A 17,380-nucleotide genomic window follows, 5' to 3' on the forward strand; every position below is an offset into this window, starting at 1 on the left:
ATAGTCGTTTACATGGTTTTCTTAGTAACTTTTGATACCTGTATTTAACATTTTTGTAAACATCGTTATATTTAAGGCTCATCGTTGTCAGGAGTTTATGGATGAACCTTACGATATCAGGGAAGTTGCAGCTCAGTTTTGTGCTGCTAGCCGTACTTTTTATGGCATCAGCGGTATTCACGTATCGCAACGTCACCACCGTAGAGCAATACGCCTCTTCGTTACTTAAATCCGATTTACCGACCGTCGACACCAGTCGCGGTATCCAACAGTCCGTTCAAGCGTCGCTGTCTTCTATTCGAGCCTACATGTTGCTAGGTGGCGATGAAGAGGCGAGCGCCCGTCTGAGTGAGGACGTACGCAATATCATGGCATCTACAGACGAGTCGCTTCCAACGTTGCAGGTGTTGATCTCTGAACAGGATTTTCAAGCGATTCAAAGTCAGTGGGATGCAGTCAAAGTCTCTTTGAACAAGCTGATTGAGCTTAGCCACAGTGATGAGAACTTACCCGCGCACAACCTCTTTATTAACGAAGCGGCACCCATTGCAGAAGTGGCACTTGATCAGCTTCAAAGCTTAATCAACGAAGAGTCAGGAAACCCATTTGGTGGAGACAGAAAGCGTCTGTTTAAAGTTTACGCCGACAGTTATACCTCCCTCGCCAATGCACTGTCTGCTTTGCGAGATTTCCTGTTGTACGGGCAGCAAGATCACCTAGACAAATACCACGACTTGATTAAGTACCACAATCAGTCTGTAGCGGAAATCGACAGCAAACTCGACAGACTTACCGATAACGACCAATCACTGTGGTCACTGTTTAAAGAAATGCAGCAACTGTACTTTCCTTTAGCAGAGCAGGTAATTGCATTGCGTCAATCGCCAGAGTGGAACGAATCAAACTTGTTAATGGCGAATGAACTGTTGCCAGCAGCGGATGCACTAGACCAAAGCTTAGAAACGATCGTATTGGCTCAGCAAAGTCGTGCTGATCAAAGTGGACAGGGCATTAATCAGTCGATCAAGAACGTACTCACCACTATGTTGATTGCTGCGGCATTGGTTTTGTTTGCCGCAGTAGCGATTTCAAAATACATGGGCAATACCATTGGTCGCCGAGTGAAAAACTTATCGGAGCGAGCCAAGACGATCGCTTCAGGAGACGTTTCTCAGCCTCCGCTCACTGTTGTTGGGAAAGATGAATTGGCAGACCTTACCGATTCGATTAACCGCATGAACCAATCGTTAGCGAGCATCGTGGCAGGGGTGAGTGAGAAAGCGCACCAAGTGGATACCAGTATGGGGGCTTTGTTGGAATCGGCGCAAGTCACTTCATCGAATGTAGAACAGCAACAGACCAGCATTGTTGAAATGGGAAGCCAATTGGATGAAATCACTTTAGCCGCGCGTAACACCCTAGATCAAGCCAACCAATCAGTGCAGAAGCTTTCTGATTCAAAAGGCGAGATTGAACAAGGTCGTGATGCTTTAGAGCAAAACAAAGTCACTATGGAAAGTTTGCACGGCAGCATTGAAACCGCGAGCACGCAAGTGACGCAGTTAAGCAAAGAGAGCGAAGCCATTGGTCGAGTGACGGAAGTGATTGAAGGCTTAGCAGAACAAACTAACTTACTGGCATTGAATGCCGCGATAGAAGCAGCGCGTGCGGGTGACCAAGGACGAGGCTTTGCGGTTGTGGCGGATGAAGTACGTATGTTAGCGACTCGCACTACTCAATCGACGACAGAAATCAACGGTATCATCAATGCGATTCAACGCTCGACCAATTCGGTGGTTGAGGAGATTGAACACAGCCAATCACTTGCGGAGCAGGGCGCTGAGCACATTGAAAAAGCGGTAACTCGTTTGCTCGTCACTACTGAACAAATTGGTTCTTTGAATGAACAAATGGCAGAACTTGCGGCAGCGGCAGAGCAGCAATCTCATGCGACCAATTCGATCACTGGATTGATGTCCGGTATTACTCAATCAGTGGATGAGGTTTCGAATAACAGCCAACGTGCATCAGAGACATCATTGCAAGTAAAAGAGCAAGTTACTGAGCTGAATCAACAGATGGCAACTTTCAAAACGGCGTAGATAAGATTTACGTCTGTTCATCTACGTTTGAACGTTAACCAAATAGTAAAAAAGCCCCAACCCTTTTTACACAAAAAGGGTTGGGGCTTTTTGTTGGATGATACGCCGATATTCGTCTACTTGCTCATTGGATTTGGCTATTTAAATCATAGCTAAAACCAAATTCTCTTCGCCGAGCCGGAGTCGTAATATGACTCCATCGGCAGCAAATACTGCAAAAGAATTTTTAAACTTTATACCAATCCCGGTAAGAGAATCGTTCGTTACTACGATTGGTATCATCCTTCTAGGAGCAAGATTATGAACAAACAAGTAAGCCTAATTGGTCTAGACAGCGAACAATCAGCACAACTAGCTCAACAGCTAAATCAACTGCTAGCGCATTACCAAGTGTTGTACATGAACTCTCGCGGTTACCACTGGAACATTAAAGGTGCGCAATTCTTCGAACTGCACGTAAAATTTGAAGAGATCTACACTGATCTACAAACAAAAATCGATGAGCTTGCAGAGCGTATTCTAACTTTGGGTCACACGCCAGCGCACGCATTCAGCAACTACTTGGAAGCAAGTGAAATTAAAGAACATCAAAACGCGACTTCTGGTGAGGAGTGTGTACAAGGTCTGGTTCAAGGCTTTAGCGTTCTACTTCTAAAACAGCGTGAGATTCTACAAAACGCGGGTGAAGCAGATGACGAAGGTACAGCGGCATTGATGGGTGACTACATCCGTGAGCAAGAAAAATTAATGTGGATGCTTAACGCTTACCTACAAGGCTAAGCAGCGCATCACCCAAGCAATCCTTGGGAACGCATGAAACAATCGGGAATAAGTCATAAGGGGCACGTTGGTGCCCCTTTTTTTGTTTGCGTATTTTATATGTGTGCTTTATTTGCGTGGTAAGGATTCGAAACGACTCAATAAATCACTGAGTTCATTAAGCGCCAACGAGGCTGAGTCATTGAAGGTTTCTTGATTACCATGATGCACAAGACAAGACGGCATCTGAGCGTTATACGCTGCCTGTAAGTCGTAAAGGTAATCGCCGACATAAAGCACTTCAGCAGGCATCAAACGCCACTCTTTCGCCAACACCTGCAAAGACAATGGGTCTGGCTTGGGCGGGAAGCATTCACGAGTGATGACTCGTTCCACTGAGATTTGGTTGTGTTCTAGTTTGCGCTGCGTGGCGATTTGACAGTTGCGCGTCACGATAGCGGTTTTGATTTCATTTTGATGCAAGTGGGCGAGCAATTCATGGCAGCCAATCATTGGAGCAGACTGCTCAGCATCAGAAATCTCGTAATCAAATATCACGTTATGAGCGTGCTCTCGATGATGAGGATGCTCAAGTGCGTCGACAAAATCCAATAGATCTTCACTCTGCGGACAGCCAAGCTGTTGTCGCAATTCGCCGAAGTTCATATCAGAACTCACCAAGGTGTTGTCCAAATCAAACACCACGGCTTTAATTTTATCGAGCTGTAAAGGGAATGGAATCATAATGACCTCGTACAACTTAACCGAACTATCGTTTTAAAAAACAAAAGGTTATTGTTAAGTTTAGATTCTTCTGCTTAGATTGTACGAAAATAAATCACTAGTACGTCACAAATTAAATAGTCTTAACGATTTTAGTGTTTGATTACCTTTCCTCAAGACGAAATATTTTGCCGCTGTCGGTAGAAAAGTAGATATAACCATCGGGGCTGATGGTTATATCTCTTATTCGCTCACCAAGATTCTCCATTAATCTTTTTGATTCGGTAAGGTTGCCATTATCAATAGAAACCACGTTGATGTGCGCCAGTTTCAATGCGCCGGCGAGGATTTTTCCGTCCAATTCTGGGTATTTATCACCACGGTACAAAATCATATTACTGGGCGCGATAGAAGGGACGTATACCAGCTTGGGATCTTCCATTCCCGGTAACGACTTAGCTTCCCCAACGTCCAACGGTCCCCAATATTCTTTACCATGAGAGACTTTTGCCCAGCCGTAGTTCGCGCCTTTCTTGATTAGATTAATTTCATCGCCACCGCGTGGTCCATGTTCAATCGACCACAGCTGTTTTGTTGCTTCGTCGTAAAACATACCTTGTGGGTTGCGGTGCCCGTAACTCCATATCTCAGGACGAGCTTGGGAAGGTTTGAATGGGTTGTCTTGCGGAACCGAACCATCAAGGTTAAGGCGCACAATACTGCCAGCATGGGTTTGAGTGTCTTGGCCATTATCACGTTCGCCACGGTCACCGATTGAGAAGTAAACTTTGTCGTCAATAAATGAAATTCGACTGCCGTAGTGGCGACCCGTGTCGGTGATGGCATCAGCAACAAAGAGATCGTTCCAACCTTCAAGCTGATTGTTTTGCAATTGCGCCGTCGCTAACGCCACCGTATTGCCTTTGCTCGTGCGCTTGCTGTAGGTAAAGAAGAGTTGCGGGTTTTGCGTATCGGCATTCGGTGCGCGCGCGACATCCAATAAGCCGGCTTGTCCACTGGTGTTCACATTGGGGACGTTAAACAGCTTTTGAGGTTTGCCTGTGGTGATATCCAGCAACGAAACCGTACCGTTCTTTTCATTGACAATAACGCGTTGGTTATCTAAAAACTCGATCCCCCAAGGGATCTGAAATCCATTCGCCACCTCGTTCGCGCGGTATTCGGCAGCGTTGGCAGAAAAGGATAAACAAGTGAGTAGGGCAGCAGCAATCGTTCTCATGGTTCCTTCCAATATGAATCGTGTTAATACTTAAAAGCTAACACTAAAAGACTATGTTTGGCAGAGATTCACTTGTATATGAATGTAAAAAATCCCCGATACGAGATCGGGGATTGAATTAAGGCTAGAGAATTGTTTAGTTAGCGAGATTACATCGCTTCTTCGAAGATCTTAGAAATTTCTTCGTGAGTTGCTTGTTTAGGGTTAGTGAAACCACAAGCGTCTTTCAGTGCGTTGTCTGCTAGTGTTGGGATGTCTTCTAGTTTCGCACCAAGCTCTTTGATACCTGCTGGGATACCCACATCTTTCGCTAGAGTAACGATAGCGTCGATTGCTGCCGCTGCACCTGCTTCAGCAGACATGCCTTCTACGTTTACGCCCATTGCTTTTGCTACGTCACGTAGACGCTCAGGACATACTTGCGCGTTGTAACGCTGTACGTGAGGTAGAAGAATCGCGTTACAAACACCGTGTGGAAGGTCATAGAAACCACCTAGCTGGTGTGCCATTGCGTGTACGTAACCTAGAGACGCGTTGTTGAATGCCATACCCGCCATGAACTGCGCGTATGCCATTTGTTCACGAGCTTCTAGATCTTCACCGTTTTTCACTGCTGTGCGTAGATAAGCCTGGATAAGCTCAATCGCTTTAATTGCTACCGCATCAGTGATTGGTGTTGCTGCGATAGATACGTAAGCTTCAATCGCGTGAGTTAGGGCATCCATACCTGTTGCCGCAGTTAGCGAAGCAGGTTTAGCTAGCATTAGCTCTGGATCGTTTACCGAGATAAGCGGTGTTGTGTGCTTATCAACGATAGCCATCTTGATGTGACGCTCTTCGTCAGTGATTATGCAGAAACGCGTCATTTCAGATGCAGTACCTGCCGTCGTGTTGATTGCGATAAGTGGCATCATTGGTTTTGCAGACTGGTCTACGCCTTCGTAATCTGCGATTTTGCCGCCGTTAGAAGCAACAAGCGCGATACCTTTCGCACAGTCGTGTGGTGAACCACCACCTAGAGAGACAACGAAGTCACATTCGTTATCAGTAAGAAGTGCTAAGCCGTCGTTAACGTTGCTGATAGTTGGATTTGGTTGAGTGCCATCAAACACAACGGTTGCTACATCGCGCTCAGTGAGAAGGTCTTGAACTTGTTTGACTACACCGATTTGGTTAAGGATCTTATCCGTAACGATCAAACCTTTTTTAAAGCCTTGAGATTGGATGCTGTCTGCTGCGTCTTTCAAACAACCAGCGCCCATTAGGTTTACCGTAGGGATAAAAAATGCACTTGTCATATTGGATAGCTCCGTCGTTATTTTTAATAATCTTTCTTAATTTGCCATTTACTGTCGCACATTCGTTTCCAGATTGAAGTTGATCTGAAGCAAGTTTACCTACTTAGAGGTACTTGCAAGAGAAAAACTGTGACAGTGATCTTGTTGCACTGCGTATAAGTGCAACACTGATATAAAGTAGAACAAATATGAAACTATGGACGCAAACGATTGGCAGAAATTGACTTCTGACGCGGATATATCTCTAAATTCGACTAAAGTATAAAAAATCCCCATTAATAACTTAATTATCAATGGGGATAGAGAGGTTTTTTTATAAGATAACTACTAATAATTAAGCTATTTTAATCAGCTTTGATACTAACTTTTCGATACCTGAAGCCGCTTGAGAGATATTCTCTGCCAACATGTAAGCAGGGGTTGAAAGTACGAGGTGTTTTTCATCAAAAACGATGTCTTCGACAGGGCACGTGGTGTGTTCACCGCCCATTTGATTAAATGCTATTGAGACTGCCTCATCGTTGCCTACCGTTCCTTTCACGCCTTGCTCATAAATCATCGGAATAATGACAGGAGAAATACACAGATAGCCAGCTGGTTTTTTCGCATTAGCAAACGCGCGACAAGCTTGAGCTACGTGTGTGTTAATGGAGCACTCTGCACCTGAAACGGCGAAGTCGGTTAAGTTTTTCGCAGCACCAAATCCACCTGGAAGCAGTAGGGCATCGTATTCATCAACGTTAAGTTTGGCAACATCGCCAATGTTTCCGCGTGCGATACGAGCTGATTCGATCAGTACGTTACGGGTTTCATCCATTTCGTCACCAGTTAGGTGATTGATGACGTGGAGTTGGTCAATGTTAGGTGCAAAGCAGTGCCAAGTTGCCCCTGCTTTCTCGATGGCGTAGAGCGCCAACACTGCTTCGTGGATCTCAGAACCGTCGTAAACGCCTGAACCACTTAAAATGACTGCGACTTTTTTCATGTTTGGATTCCTTTACTCTGAACGTTCCTTAGATTGCTCTTCGCTATCTAGACCATGCGTTTCCGAATGTGTTTTAACGTTTTCACTCTCGTCGTCATCTTCATCATAGTAGCGCACAACAAAGGGTGTAAGCATAACACTAGAGGGCAGAAAATGTTTCATATCAACTCCAACGGCTTAATAGAATGATTTTTATACTGATTTTTATAAAACAGTACGTTGAACCTGATCATTTTTGAGTTAAGCTGACGTTTCCTTTGGCATTCGTGAGTGGTAGGTCACATGAAATCAGTGCAATTTCGTTTCACACTTTATGGTTGTATCGCGATTCTCTCTTGGAGTTGTCTGCTTGGCATCGCGAGGTTGGTTACGGAGAGTTTAGGTCCTGTAGGTGGGGCAGCCATGTTGTACTCTCTCAGCTCTGTTTTCCTTCTTATCGTGGTCGGTATTCCAAAGTTGTCTTACTTTTCTCCCAAGTATCTTGTGCTTGGTGGTGCGATGTTCGTCTGCTATGAAATATTTCTCGCTCTATCTTTGGGATATTCCAACTCGCGCGCGCAGGCAATTGAGGTGTCGATTGTCAACTACCTTTGGCCCGCACTGACGGTTTTATTTGCGGTCCTTGGCAGCAATAAAAAAACAAACTGGTTGCTTTATCCAGCAGTTACGCTGGCGTTTGTTGGGGTTGCTTGGACTGTGAGCGGTGAGAATGGCTTATCCATAACTCAGATCATGTCCAATGTTAGTAGTAACCCTCTGGTGTATTTTATGGCTTTCGCTGGGGCGGTTATATGGGCCTTTTATTGCAACTTAACCCAAAGGCAGCAATCTAAACATAATGCGATTACCCTGTTTTTCATTGCAACAGCTGTTTCGCTTTGGGTCAAATACGCGTTTACGGATGAGCCACCAATGACATTCAGTTGGGAAGCGATGGGGTACTTAGTGGCTTCTGCGGCTTTAATGGCTGGTGGTTATGGTTTATGGAATATCGCGATCGTTGGCGGCAATATGGTTTTTCTCGCCACCTTGTCTTACTTCACGCCCATTTTTTCCGCTTTATTTTCTTCCATTATTCTTGGCGTAACTCTGAGCCATAGCTTTTGGCAGGGCGTTGTGATGGTAACGGTGGGCTCGCTGATGTGTTGGTTAGTCACCAAAGAGAAGCGCGAAGCGGCTGGGTAAGTTACCAACGAGATCAGAGAATTTAAGTGAGCAACGAACAGATCTCCCTTGCGAGCTGTATTCGAATACGAAGCAACTAAATCGAAAAAATTAAAAAAGCTCCCGAGATTGGGAGCTTTTTATGGAGTTTTAACGGCTCTTTGGTGGCGCTCTAATAAGCGACGTTCAAGTGTAGTTGAAGCTTGAATCTGTGCTTTGACAGTCGCTTGATAAGCTGCTTACGAGTGTGCTCTAGTGTATTAAGCTCCAATGTGTCGTCATCAATATGTACGTCCACATTTACTCGTAGCTCTTGGCCCACCTTCGTTACGCCAGCCAGTTTCAATTGATGCTCAGTCACTTTTTCAATCTCAAGAACATCTTTGCCAACGCTCTGACACAGCTCTTTGCTTGGTGTCATCATTAGTAGTTCACGTAAGGCACCTACTAGCATATCGAACGGTACTTTGAGGAAGTAAAAGCCCATTAAAACCATCATCATGGGGTCGGCATATACCGCATACTCAGAGAATGGCGTTAGTGAAACAGCCCAAGCCGAGATAAATCCTACGGTCACCGCCACACTTAGCAGAGTATCCATTTGCCACTGTTTTTTCTCCGCTTCAATCAAGCCTGATGAGAAGCGGCGGCTGCGTTTCGCCATAAACCACCAAGCGTAACCACAGCCAATAACATTCACGATGCCGAATAAGGTCGCAATAGAAGCATCGACCTCGCGACCTCCAGACATCAATGCTGATATCGCAGAGTAGAGAGAGAAGCTTACAACCACTAAAATGACGGCTGCTTTTATCGCAATAACGATTGGTTCTAAGACCGCTTTTCCAAATGGGAATACAGATTTTGAAGGCTTGTTAATATAGTAAGAAGCGGCCAGTGACAATAAAGTTAACAGTAAGCTGACCAAAGAGTAAACACCGTCAAAAACGATGACAATTGAGCCTACAAGCAAGCCAAGTACCATACCACCAGCAGCGAACCCAGATGCCAAAAGGGCTGAAATGGTTAGAATACGGTTTTCGTTTTTGCTTGTCCTGTCACACATAAAAGATGCCTTTGAATTTTAATACCTTGCTATTCTTCGCTCATAAGGTAATTTAGGCAACCACAAAGTGACCAGTAACTAATCTAAAAAATTGCGCTTTTATTTATGTTCTTATAAAACAACGACTTACTGTGGATTTTTGGTGTCAGTAAAATTGACGCTCACTGATAAAATGTTTAGAAGTCAAATAAATACTCGCTCAATTTATCTGCTAACCACGTCATTGCAGGATGCTCAGCATGGCCGTTAGGTGAAAACATACAGTAGTCTTCTTGCGTCAATCCGTATGTGTGTTTGATAACGGCGAGCTTCTGCTGACGAAGGTAATGGCGGATTAATGGTTCTGGAAGCACGCCCCAAGCGTCTTCTTCTAAGATGGTGTTCAGCATGTAGTCAAAACTCGAAAAACCAATATATCGAGTCGAGAAAGGTTGCAGTTCAGGGTTGTCTTTCTCATTTAGGTACACCATTAATGCTTGCATTTGACTACGTAGATCTTCGTCTGAGACACGGCGCATCTTACTTAGGCGGTGTGCTACACTGCATACTGACATCATACGTATCTTGCCTAATGGGTTATATACGATACGAGGATCGTCTACTCGCTCATAATCAACGCCGAAAGCAAAATCTACTTGGTGGGTACTGACCAAGTTGGCTAAGTCGCCACTGGATGCCAAGATTAAGTTGAAGGTTGTTGAAGGAAAGCGGTTATTCAATGTATGAGATAATTCTTGCCAGAGATCATCAGGTAAGGAGTCGTCACGTGCTACCCAAACTTCCGCGTTAAACCCTTCCGAGATTTGAGCGCAGGTCTTTCTGACCCGTTGTGCGATGATAAGTAGGTGTTCGCAATCTTTGTAAATGGCTTTCCCAGCTTCAGAGAGGGTGAGCTGGTTGCCAGTTCGGTTAAACAATTCAACGTCGAGATCTTTCTCTAATGCCTTAATCGACATACTGAGTTTGGTACGATTGCAGTCGAGTTGCCTTGCCGCTTCAGAAACAGAACCACACTCAGCGATGGTGCAGAAGGCTTCTACTTGAGTTAAGTTCATGATTTGACACAACCAATAAATGAATTCAAATAATTTGGGTATTATGCAGATGCGCTCCCAAAGCCATGAAAGATTATCGAAAAAAACGCGAATCCGCTAGATAAGTCTATGGTCTTTTAACGGTTTTGCGGTAATCTATGTGGGTTACAAAAAGTGAACATGGAGGCCACGATGGCACAAGATTGGGACGGCTTAGCAAAAAACTGGGAATCAAATCCAGCAACAGAGCAATTTGCGCAGTCGGTGTTTGAGCAGTTACAACAGCTAACTCAGCTTGATGGCATTAAAGTACTAGATTTTGGATGCGGAACAGGGCAGTTAAGTCAACGATTGTCACCGATGGTTAAAGACATCGTAGCATTAGACGCATCGGAAGCCATGATTGAGGAACTCGATAAAAAAGAGCTCGTCAATGTAGAACCTGTGGTAGATGCATTATCTCGCGGCTTGGTCGCTCAGCACCCTGCGTTTCGTGGACAGTTCGACTTGGTGGTTGCATCATCAGTTTTAGCGTTCGTGGAAGACTTAGACGCGTCATTAACGATCTCGCATTCTCTACTTAACCACGGCGGCTATTTTGTTCATTTTGATTGGATTGCAGAATGTGAACAAGACGGTTTTACCCTTACGAAGTCTGAGCGTGCACTGAAAGAAGCAGGCTTTACTGAAGTTGAATCGCAACACGTTTTTGACATTACATCTGACGGTAAAACAATGTCGGTATTAATGGGGCTTGGTCGCCGCTAATACTGCTGAATAAAGAACACAAAATGACAAAAGCGAGCTAACAAGCTCGCTTTTTTCTTATCTGCTGAGGGTATATGTAACTTCACTTGCTCTAAACAAGTCGTCGTGGTGCAGGCAAGGACATACTCGAACAACTAAGTCTTCGGAGGTTATTTTGAGACGACTATCCTGCGTATCTCCTCCAGCACTTCAGGGTTGGCTATTGCGCCTAAATTTTCGACGCTTCGGTTGTTAACGACTTGCTTAACGGCTAACTCGACCAGCTTTCCTGAGCGTGTCTTAGGTATATCGCTTATTGCGTAAATCGCACTAGGTACATGCCTTGGAGAACATGCAGACTTTAGCTGTGCTTTGATGGAAGCGATCATCTCGTCATTGAGCTCTACCCCTTTGACTAATCGGACAAACAGCCATATTTGTTCGTTGCGATCGACTTCTTTTCCTACTGCGATCGAATCTAGAATACCGTCTATACAGTTCACTTGCTGATAGATTTCGGCCGTGCCGATTCTTACGCCACCGGGATTCAACGTGGTATCACTTCGACCATAAAACACGTATCCCCCAACGCGAGTCTGTTCAACATCATCGCCGTGGTGCCAAATATTGTCGAACTTATCCCAATAAGCGCGATGATATCTCTCACCGGTGTCGTTCCAAAAGCCAGCAGGGAAGTTGGGTAATGAATTGGCACAAACCAACTCACCGCGCTCTCCCATTACGCTATTACCTTGTGGGTTAAAGACTCGGACATCGACCCCTAACCCTGCTGATTGGCACTCTCCCCGATAAACGGGAGAAATAGGGTTGCCTAATACAAAGCAGCCACAAATGTCTGTTCCGCCAGAAATCGAGGCGAGGTGTACATCTTCTTTAATGTGCTGATAGACATAATCAAACTGTTCTGGATACAGAACAGAGCCAGTCGAACAAATGGTTTTCAGACTTGAAAATGCATCACTTTTCTGCGGAGAAAAAGATGCTTTTTCCAGCGCCTCTAGGTATTTTGCTGAGGTTCCAAATAGCGTCACTTCGGCTTGTTCTGCGAGGTCCCAGAGCACATTATGAGTGGGGTAAACAGGGCTACCATCAAAAATCACCAAACATGCACCGCTCGCGAGTGAAGAAACGTGCCAGTTCCACATCATCCAGCCGCAGGTTGTGTAGTAAAACACTCGGTCGTTCGGTTGAATATCGCAATGCAGTTGATGCTCTTTCAAGTGATTAAGCACCGTTCCGCCGACGGAATGAACGATGCATTTCGGTTTGCCTGTTGTGCCTGAAGAATAAAGCACAAATAGCGGATCGTTAAAATTCACACGAGTAAAAGTCAGCGCTTCGGGGGTGTATTGATTCAGGACGTTTTGCCAATCTTGGGTGCAGACATCGCATTCAAAAATGTGTGGTTTAAGGTAGCTAATTTGGCAAACTTGTTTAAGACCATCAAGATGATCCGCAATATGCTGGTTTTTCTCAGACATATCGAAAGTTTTGCCATTGAATGTATAGCCATCACAAGTAAACAGGATTTTGGGTTTCACTTGACCAAAGCGCTCCAAAACGCTTTCGACGCCAAAATCAGGTGAGGTGGAAGTCCAGGTCGCCCCTAAACTAGTGGTTGCTAGCATGGCTATCACCGTTTGAGGTAGGTGAGGTAAATAACCAGCGACGACATCACCTTGCTTAATTCCACATTCTTTCAACCATTGCTGCACACTCGAAACTTCTTCGCACAATTGTTTCCAGGTGTAGGTCTGTTTTTCTTCACGTTCATTTTCAAACCAAATAGCGAGATCATCGGGTTGGTGACACGCGTAGGTTAGCAAATTTTCGGCGTAGTTAATTTGCGCGTTTGGGAACCATTTTATATCCCTATTTTCAACATGTTGCTGCCAGCGACTTTCTGCTCGCTCTTTTATGGTCTCTCCCTGAGTGCCAATGACGTCGCAGAATAGCCAAACTTCCTGCCAAAATTTTTCTACATGATTGAGTGACCATTGATGCAGATCAGCGAAGCTTTCAAGGGTACTTCCTTGTCGATTAATGTGTTCAATAAACTGTGTAATGTTGGCTTCTTCGATACGACTTTCGCTCGGTTGCCATACTTTGCTGCTCTCGCGCATAGGTCCCTCTATAACAAAGTGATAACAGGTTTTAGTTTGAGAGGAATACACGATAAAGTCAAACAAGCCAGATATTATATCGTGTCATAAAAATCATGCAGTTACGATGTGTTGTAAACAATATGTTACATCGGGATGATGCTGAGAAAATCGCGCAGGGATTGGAAGCTCTTAAGACTACAGATAGGCTTAATGTAAAGGATTTGTTAATGGAGATGAGCCATGACCCAGTATCGTTCTAAACCCGTAAACCAGGAAGGCAGGGTTGAATGGAGCCGTGAAGAAGACGCCATTTGGCGAGATTTGGTAACACGACAAATGGGTGTGATCCAAAACAGAGCTTGTGAGGCTTATTTACACGGTTTGACGCTGCTTGATTTACCTCAAGACCGCGTTCCTCAGTTACCAGAAATTAATCGTGTCTTGATGGAGACAACAGGTTGGCAAGTGGAGCCCGTTCCCGCGCTTATTGATTTCGACCGATTTTTTAATCTACTCGGTAATAAGCGCTTTCCAGTCGCCACATTCTTGCGTACAAGAGATGAGTTCGATTACTTACAGGAGCCAGATTTCTTCCACGAAATATTTGGTCATTGCGCGATGTTAACCAACCCAGACTTTGCTGCATTTACCGAGCATTATGGTCAACTAGGGCAAGCCGCTACCCCAAAACAAAGAGCCTATCTCGCTCGCCTCTACTGGTTTACCGTAGAGTTTGGCTTGGTGAAAGAAGGGGACAAAACCAAAATTTACGGTGGTGGTATTCTTTCATCTCCTGGCGAAACCCTCTACGCATTAGAGAGTGATGCAGCAATTCGCGACCCATTTGAATTACAAACAGTGCTGAGAACGCCTTATCGTATCGACATCATGCAACCGAAGTACTACGTGATTGATGACTTTTCTCAGCTTTTTAAAATCAGTCAGTTAAATTTATTGAAACAAGCCGATCTAGCGATTGAAGCTGGACTGCTTCCTCCACTTTTTGAACCAAAGGAACCTGCTCATGTTGAATGAACAAAAATGCGAAGCTTGTAGTATCGATGCCATTGCACTAAGCAAAGAAGAACAACAATCTCTGCTGCTGCAATTGTCTGATTGGCAGATCATTGAAAGAGAAGATATACCTCAACTAGAAAAGGTGTATAAATTTAAGAACTTCAAACAAGCATGGGCTTTCAGTAACAAAATCGCGGAACTGGCAGAAGATGAGTTCCACCATCCCTCTATTTTGTTGGAATGGGGTAAGGTTACCGTAACGTGGTGGAGTCACTCTATCAAAGGTCTGCATAAAAACGATTTTATCTGCGCATCAAAGTGTGACTCGCTAGCATCGGCAGAGTAGGACATTACCTCATACAAAAAACGCCCGGCTTATGTCGGGCGTTTTGGTTCTAAATGACTTTTACATTACTTTATAGATTGATTCGGAAGACGGATGTCGTGCCCGATACCTCATTGCCAACGACGATAAAATGACCACCGTTACGGGTAAAGTAATTAATGGACTCTGGACCTAAATCGCCTGCTTTTGGATTGTATGTGTCATTCATGCATTCGCCATCTTCGACTTCTGTACATACTGGCTGATTGTAATCACGGCGGTTGACGTAATGCATAAACTGCGTTTGTTTCGGGTCTGTGATGTCATAAATCATGATACCGCCTTGACGCTCCAAGCCGATAAACGCGTAATGACGACCGTTAATTTGTGCTACTTCAATCGCCTCTGGCTCAATACCTTTATCATCACTTCGGTCATCGCCACTATTATTGTTATCGTTGGTGCTGTTGAAGTTCTTGCCTTCATTCAGCAGCGCGATGGTCGCGAAATCGTCACCACTATCGAAGACCAACTTGCCGTTTTCATCCCAAATCGAGAATGAACGCGCGCCAAATGCTTGAACATTCTCTTGTGCAGAAAGCGTTTGTTCCGGCTTAATCACTTTTAAACGCGCGAGTCGTTTGTTGTCTTTTAGTGCCTCTGCCAATGGGTGTTCTGCTGCCACTTTCAGCTTCTTACCGCGCACTTCATCAATATGGCTTAAACAGGTTCCTTGCTCAGATGTATATTCATCTGTACCGAGGTAATCGTCTTCATCCCACATAAAGCCAGCTTTGTCGCACAGTTCTTGAGTGGTTTTGAATCCGTACTCACGCCCGTCGCCTTCATTTGCCGATACGATGTAAGTACTCCCATTCACTGAGTAGCTGTCGATGGTGTCAGGCATAAATAAGCCAACCAGTTGTGGGTAGCTTTTCAAGTTCCCAATGATTTTGTCTTTGTTGGACGCATCGAGTTTAGCGCCCGACCAAGACTTCTCACCCAAGCCAACAATTCGCTCTACTGATTTGCTCTCTGGATTGACGATTGCCATGGCGTTATTTTCTTGTAGCGCGACATAGATTTTGCCGTTATCTGCAAAAGTGAGGTATTCTGGTTCTAGATCTTGTGCGATGGTGGCGTTTGCCCCCGAAATACGCACATTCTTTGGAAGCTCTGCTTTTCGTGAATCATCAAATTCGTTAAAGCCAATTTGTGACACTTCTGCTTGAGTAACACCAAGGCTCAGATCGATCAAAGTGATACTACCTTCAGGGTCAATGCTGTAATCGCTGTTTGGTTCTCCTTCATTAGCGGTTGCGATGTATCGGCCATCTTTTGAGAAGCCAACCATGTCTGGCAATGCGCCTGTTGGGAAAGTCGTGACTAATGACAAATCGCCGGAGCGGTACAAGCCAACAATACCATTCGCTTGTTTATTACTGTTTTCAATCGCAACTGCTACCAAACCATTGAATACAGCGACACTGTTTGCTGCGCCAATTTCAATGCCCGCTGCTTCGCCAGCGCTGTTGAGATCAATGAATGCGCTTTGCGTTGGTACGCCGTTGTCATCCATAGAAAGTACATCGACACGTTTTGCTTGAGCATTAACCACATAGAGCTTATCCGTACAAGCGTCATAACTGACGATTTCAGCTGCCGATGTGTCGAATGGAGCATCAGCAACGGATGTTCCGATAAAAGTTAACCCTTGAATTGACGTTTCCCCAGTAACGGGGGTAGTGGTAGGTTTGCATTGTGTAGCGAATGAAGCCACGGTATCTTCGGGTTGTGATGAACACGCGATGGCAAGTGATGACAATGCGAGTACACCGATTGCCTTTAAAGGGGTGATCATGATATCTCCTTATCAATCCGATAGGTTGTCAATCAGCACGGGTTTTATGCTGCTGTCCATTTCCGCAACTGGAATGATAGAGCGCTGAATGACGTTTGATTTGGTAAGGCTCTGAATATATGTATGATTGATGACTCTTATATTGGCTTTTTATGAAACTAATGTGTCATCAATATGATGAAGTAGGGATAGAGGAATAATGGAATTAAAATCGTTTTTAGATTTATTGGCAGCGTCACCAGAGCAGGTCGAATTTGAAGCAACGATGGCGGTGATCGAAGATAACTATACGTTTGAGCCAACCGCTTTTGTAAATGGTGAGACACAAAACAATGCAGGCGAGAACAACGGTTCGTGTAAGATCTTCGCTTTCGGTTTGCTAAACAACCTAGACAAAGAAGCGACGCTAGCCTGCTTTGGCCGTTTTTATCGTGAAGATGTATTGCAGCATCCAGAGAACAGCGATTACCAGAATATTCGTAATTTTATGGTGACAGGGTGGGAAGGCATTAAGTTTGAAGCGTCCGCTTTAACCGCTAAATAAACACCAGTCAGAAAACGATGATCAGTAAGCCAGTCGTATTACGCAACTGGCTTTTTTTCTAGACATTTTCGGCACAAACACAGCTGGTTGGCGCTTGGCTTGGGTAAATCACGGGTTTCTATAGTAAAGCACCAGCATGTCTCTTTGCCTGCGGCGATATCACAATGGGCTTGAGTCCCGCACTCAGGACAACTGTGCGTTGAATCTTCTCCTGCGATTTGTTCGATAATCGCATCTCGTTGGAGATCGGTTTTGTCTTTCCATTGGATGATTTCATCCATCGTCCGGTGACAACCAGAGCATATTCCGGCGTTATTTTTACATGCTGCTCGACAAGGTGACTTCATTGCTTTCTCGTTCTCATTTTTTATGCCGCGTACTCTAGCACA

General features: G+C 44.7%; 17 protein-coding genes. 7 read left to right on the forward strand and 10 right to left on the reverse strand.

Going from position 1 to position 17,380, the window contains the following annotated elements; all coding sequences use genetic code 11:
* Positions 1 to 101: 101 nt before the first annotated feature.
* Both R8N46_RS03055 and R8N46_RS03060 read left to right on the forward strand, forming a co-directional pair.
* A complete protein-coding gene (locus tag R8N46_RS03055; RefSeq protein WP_213972140.1) occupies positions 102 to 2,102 on the forward strand; it encodes a methyl-accepting chemotaxis protein in 2,001 nt (666 codons plus the stop codon).
* A gap of 300 nt (positions 2,103 to 2,402) precedes the next feature.
* Positions 2,403 to 2,882, forward strand: a complete 480-nt coding sequence (locus R8N46_RS03060) for a Dps family protein (RefSeq protein WP_005388254.1) — start codon at positions 2,403 to 2,405, stop codon at positions 2,880 to 2,882.
* A 108-nt stretch (positions 2,883 to 2,990) separates the two neighbouring features.
* On the opposite strand, the gene R8N46_RS03065 is transcribed toward R8N46_RS03060, so the two are convergent.
* From R8N46_RS03065 to R8N46_RS03085, 5 genes are all read right to left on the reverse strand, one after another.
* Complete coding sequence (locus R8N46_RS03065) at positions 2,991 to 3,605, reverse strand: HAD family hydrolase (RefSeq protein ID WP_213972141.1); 615 nt, start codon at positions 3,603 to 3,605, stop codon at positions 2,991 to 2,993.
* A 142-nt stretch (positions 3,606 to 3,747) separates the two neighbouring features.
* A complete protein-coding gene (locus tag R8N46_RS03070; protein ID WP_115386722.1) occupies positions 3,748 to 4,824 on the reverse strand; it encodes a PQQ-dependent sugar dehydrogenase in 1,077 nt (358 codons plus the stop codon).
* A 149-nt stretch (positions 4,825 to 4,973) separates the two neighbouring features.
* On the reverse strand, positions 4,974 to 6,122 hold the full coding sequence (gene yiaY / locus R8N46_RS03075) for an L-threonine dehydrogenase (protein WP_042521463.1): 1,149 nt from the start codon (positions 6,120 to 6,122) through the stop codon (positions 4,974 to 4,976).
* Between the two features lie 334 nt (positions 6,123 to 6,456).
* The gene (elbB, locus tag R8N46_RS03080; RefSeq protein WP_115386721.1) at positions 6,457 to 7,107 is read right to left on the reverse strand and encodes an isoprenoid biosynthesis glyoxalase ElbB; all 651 of its coding nucleotides are present in this window, start codon (positions 7,105 to 7,107) and stop codon (positions 6,457 to 6,459) included.
* 12 nt (positions 7,108 to 7,119) lie between these two features.
* Positions 7,120 to 7,269, reverse strand: coding sequence for a hypothetical protein (locus R8N46_RS03085; protein WP_165439042.1), 150 nt, complete (start codon positions 7,267 to 7,269; stop codon positions 7,120 to 7,122).
* 120 nt (positions 7,270 to 7,389) lie between these two features.
* On the opposite strand from R8N46_RS03085, the gene yddG reads away from it, so the two are divergent.
* Positions 7,390 to 8,292 (forward strand): aromatic amino acid DMT transporter YddG, encoded by a 903-nt coding sequence (gene yddG / locus R8N46_RS03090; protein WP_042521459.1) that lies wholly within the window; start codon positions 7,390 to 7,392, stop codon positions 8,290 to 8,292.
* A gap of 151 nt (positions 8,293 to 8,443) precedes the next feature.
* Here the strand turns inward: yddG and R8N46_RS03095 are convergent, their stop codons facing one another.
* Positions 8,444 to 9,337, reverse strand: coding sequence for a cation diffusion facilitator family transporter (locus tag R8N46_RS03095; RefSeq protein ID WP_115386720.1), 894 nt, complete (start codon positions 9,335 to 9,337; stop codon positions 8,444 to 8,446).
* Positions 9,338 to 9,513: 176 nt separating this feature from the next.
* Entirely contained in the window at positions 9,514 to 10,392 is an 879-nt protein-coding gene (locus tag R8N46_RS03100; RefSeq protein WP_115386719.1) for a LysR family transcriptional regulator, read from the reverse strand.
* A gap of 171 nt (positions 10,393 to 10,563) precedes the next feature.
* Between R8N46_RS03100 and R8N46_RS03105 the strand changes: the two genes are divergently transcribed.
* Positions 10,564 to 11,139 (forward strand): class I SAM-dependent DNA methyltransferase, encoded by a 576-nt coding sequence (locus tag R8N46_RS03105; RefSeq protein ID WP_181881323.1) that lies wholly within the window; start codon positions 10,564 to 10,566, stop codon positions 11,137 to 11,139.
* A gap of 149 nt (positions 11,140 to 11,288) precedes the next feature.
* Here the strand turns inward: R8N46_RS03105 and R8N46_RS03110 are convergent, their stop codons facing one another.
* Positions 11,289 to 13,262 carry an acetoacetate--CoA ligase gene (locus R8N46_RS03110; RefSeq protein WP_213972142.1) on the reverse strand — a complete coding sequence of 658 codons (1,974 nt, stop codon included), beginning with the start codon at positions 13,260 to 13,262 and terminating at the stop codon, positions 11,289 to 11,291.
* A gap of 222 nt (positions 13,263 to 13,484) precedes the next feature.
* Between R8N46_RS03110 and phhA the strand changes: the two genes are divergently transcribed.
* Both phhA and R8N46_RS03120 read left to right on the forward strand, forming a co-directional pair.
* The gene (phhA, locus tag R8N46_RS03115) at positions 13,485 to 14,279 is read left to right on the forward strand and encodes a phenylalanine 4-monooxygenase (RefSeq protein ID WP_005375564.1); all 795 of its coding nucleotides are present in this window, start codon (positions 13,485 to 13,487) and stop codon (positions 14,277 to 14,279) included.
* Positions 14,269 to 14,607 carry a 4a-hydroxytetrahydrobiopterin dehydratase gene (locus R8N46_RS03120; protein ID WP_053303750.1) on the forward strand — a complete coding sequence of 113 codons (339 nt, stop codon included), beginning with the start codon at positions 14,269 to 14,271 and terminating at the stop codon, positions 14,605 to 14,607. The genes phhA and R8N46_RS03120 overlap by 11 nt, the downstream gene beginning before the upstream one ends.
* Before the next feature lie 70 nt (positions 14,608 to 14,677).
* Here R8N46_RS03120 and R8N46_RS03125 read toward each other — a convergent pair whose 3' ends face one another.
* The gene (locus R8N46_RS03125; protein WP_115386716.1) at positions 14,678 to 16,447 is read right to left on the reverse strand and encodes a choice-of-anchor I family protein; all 1,770 of its coding nucleotides are present in this window, start codon (positions 16,445 to 16,447) and stop codon (positions 14,678 to 14,680) included.
* Positions 16,448 to 16,646: 199 nt separating this feature from the next.
* On the opposite strand from R8N46_RS03125, the gene R8N46_RS03130 reads away from it, so the two are divergent.
* Complete coding sequence (locus R8N46_RS03130) at positions 16,647 to 16,991, forward strand: HopJ type III effector protein (RefSeq protein ID WP_213972143.1); 345 nt, start codon at positions 16,647 to 16,649, stop codon at positions 16,989 to 16,991.
* A 38-nt stretch (positions 16,992 to 17,029) separates the two neighbouring features.
* On the opposite strand, the gene R8N46_RS03135 is transcribed toward R8N46_RS03130, so the two are convergent.
* Positions 17,030 to 17,338 carry a cysteine-rich CWC family protein gene (locus tag R8N46_RS03135; RefSeq protein ID WP_080276966.1) on the reverse strand — a complete coding sequence of 103 codons (309 nt, stop codon included), beginning with the start codon at positions 17,336 to 17,338 and terminating at the stop codon, positions 17,030 to 17,032.
* Positions 17,339 to 17,380: the final 42 nt, after the last annotated feature.

Origin of the sequence: Vibrio sp. 1874, from assembly GCF_033344395.1 — a bacterium.
GTDB lineage: Bacteria > Pseudomonadota > Gammaproteobacteria > Enterobacterales > Vibrionaceae > Vibrio > Vibrio alginolyticus.

Coding starts and splice junctions, on each gene's coding strand:
- R8N46_RS03130 (WP_213972143.1), top strand. CDS start 16,647: ATGGAATTAAAATCGTTTTTAGATTTATTGGCAGCGTCACCAGAGCAG.
- R8N46_RS03125 (WP_115386716.1), bottom strand. CDS start 16,447: ATGATCACCCCTTTAAAGGCAATCGGTGTACTCGCATTGTCATCACTT.
- R8N46_RS03060 (WP_005388254.1), top strand. CDS start 2,403: ATGAACAAACAAGTAAGCCTAATTGGTCTAGACAGCGAACAATCAGCA.
- R8N46_RS03100 (WP_115386719.1), bottom strand. CDS start 10,392: ATGAACTTAACTCAAGTAGAAGCCTTCTGCACCATCGCTGAGTGTGGT.
- R8N46_RS03095 (WP_115386720.1), bottom strand. CDS start 9,337: ATGTGTGACAGGACAAGCAAAAACGAAAACCGTATTCTAACCATTTCA.
- R8N46_RS03120 (WP_053303750.1), top strand. CDS start 14,269: ATGTTGAATGAACAAAAATGCGAAGCTTGTAGTATCGATGCCATTGCA.
- R8N46_RS03070 (WP_115386722.1), bottom strand. CDS start 4,824: ATGAGAACGATTGCTGCTGCCCTACTCACTTGTTTATCCTTTTCTGCC.
- R8N46_RS03135 (WP_080276966.1), bottom strand. CDS start 17,338: ATGAAGTCACCTTGTCGAGCAGCATGTAAAAATAACGCCGGAATATGC.
- R8N46_RS03055 (WP_213972140.1), top strand. CDS start 102: ATGAACCTTACGATATCAGGGAAGTTGCAGCTCAGTTTTGTGCTGCTA.
- yiaY (WP_042521463.1), bottom strand. CDS start 6,122: ATGACAAGTGCATTTTTTATCCCTACGGTAAACCTAATGGGCGCTGGT.
- R8N46_RS03105 (WP_181881323.1), top strand. CDS start 10,564: ATGGCACAAGATTGGGACGGCTTAGCAAAAAACTGGGAATCAAATCCA.
- yddG (WP_042521459.1), top strand. CDS start 7,390: ATGAAATCAGTGCAATTTCGTTTCACACTTTATGGTTGTATCGCGATT.
- R8N46_RS03110 (WP_213972142.1), bottom strand. CDS start 13,262: ATGCGCGAGAGCAGCAAAGTATGGCAACCGAGCGAAAGTCGTATCGAA.
- elbB (WP_115386721.1), bottom strand. CDS start 7,107: ATGAAAAAAGTCGCAGTCATTTTAAGTGGTTCAGGCGTTTACGACGGT.
- phhA (WP_005375564.1), top strand. CDS start 13,485: ATGACCCAGTATCGTTCTAAACCCGTAAACCAGGAAGGCAGGGTTGAA.
- R8N46_RS03085 (WP_165439042.1), bottom strand. CDS start 7,269: ATGAAACATTTTCTGCCCTCTAGTGTTATGCTTACACCCTTTGTTGTG.
- R8N46_RS03065 (WP_213972141.1), bottom strand. CDS start 3,605: ATGATTCCATTCCCTTTACAGCTCGATAAAATTAAAGCCGTGGTGTTT.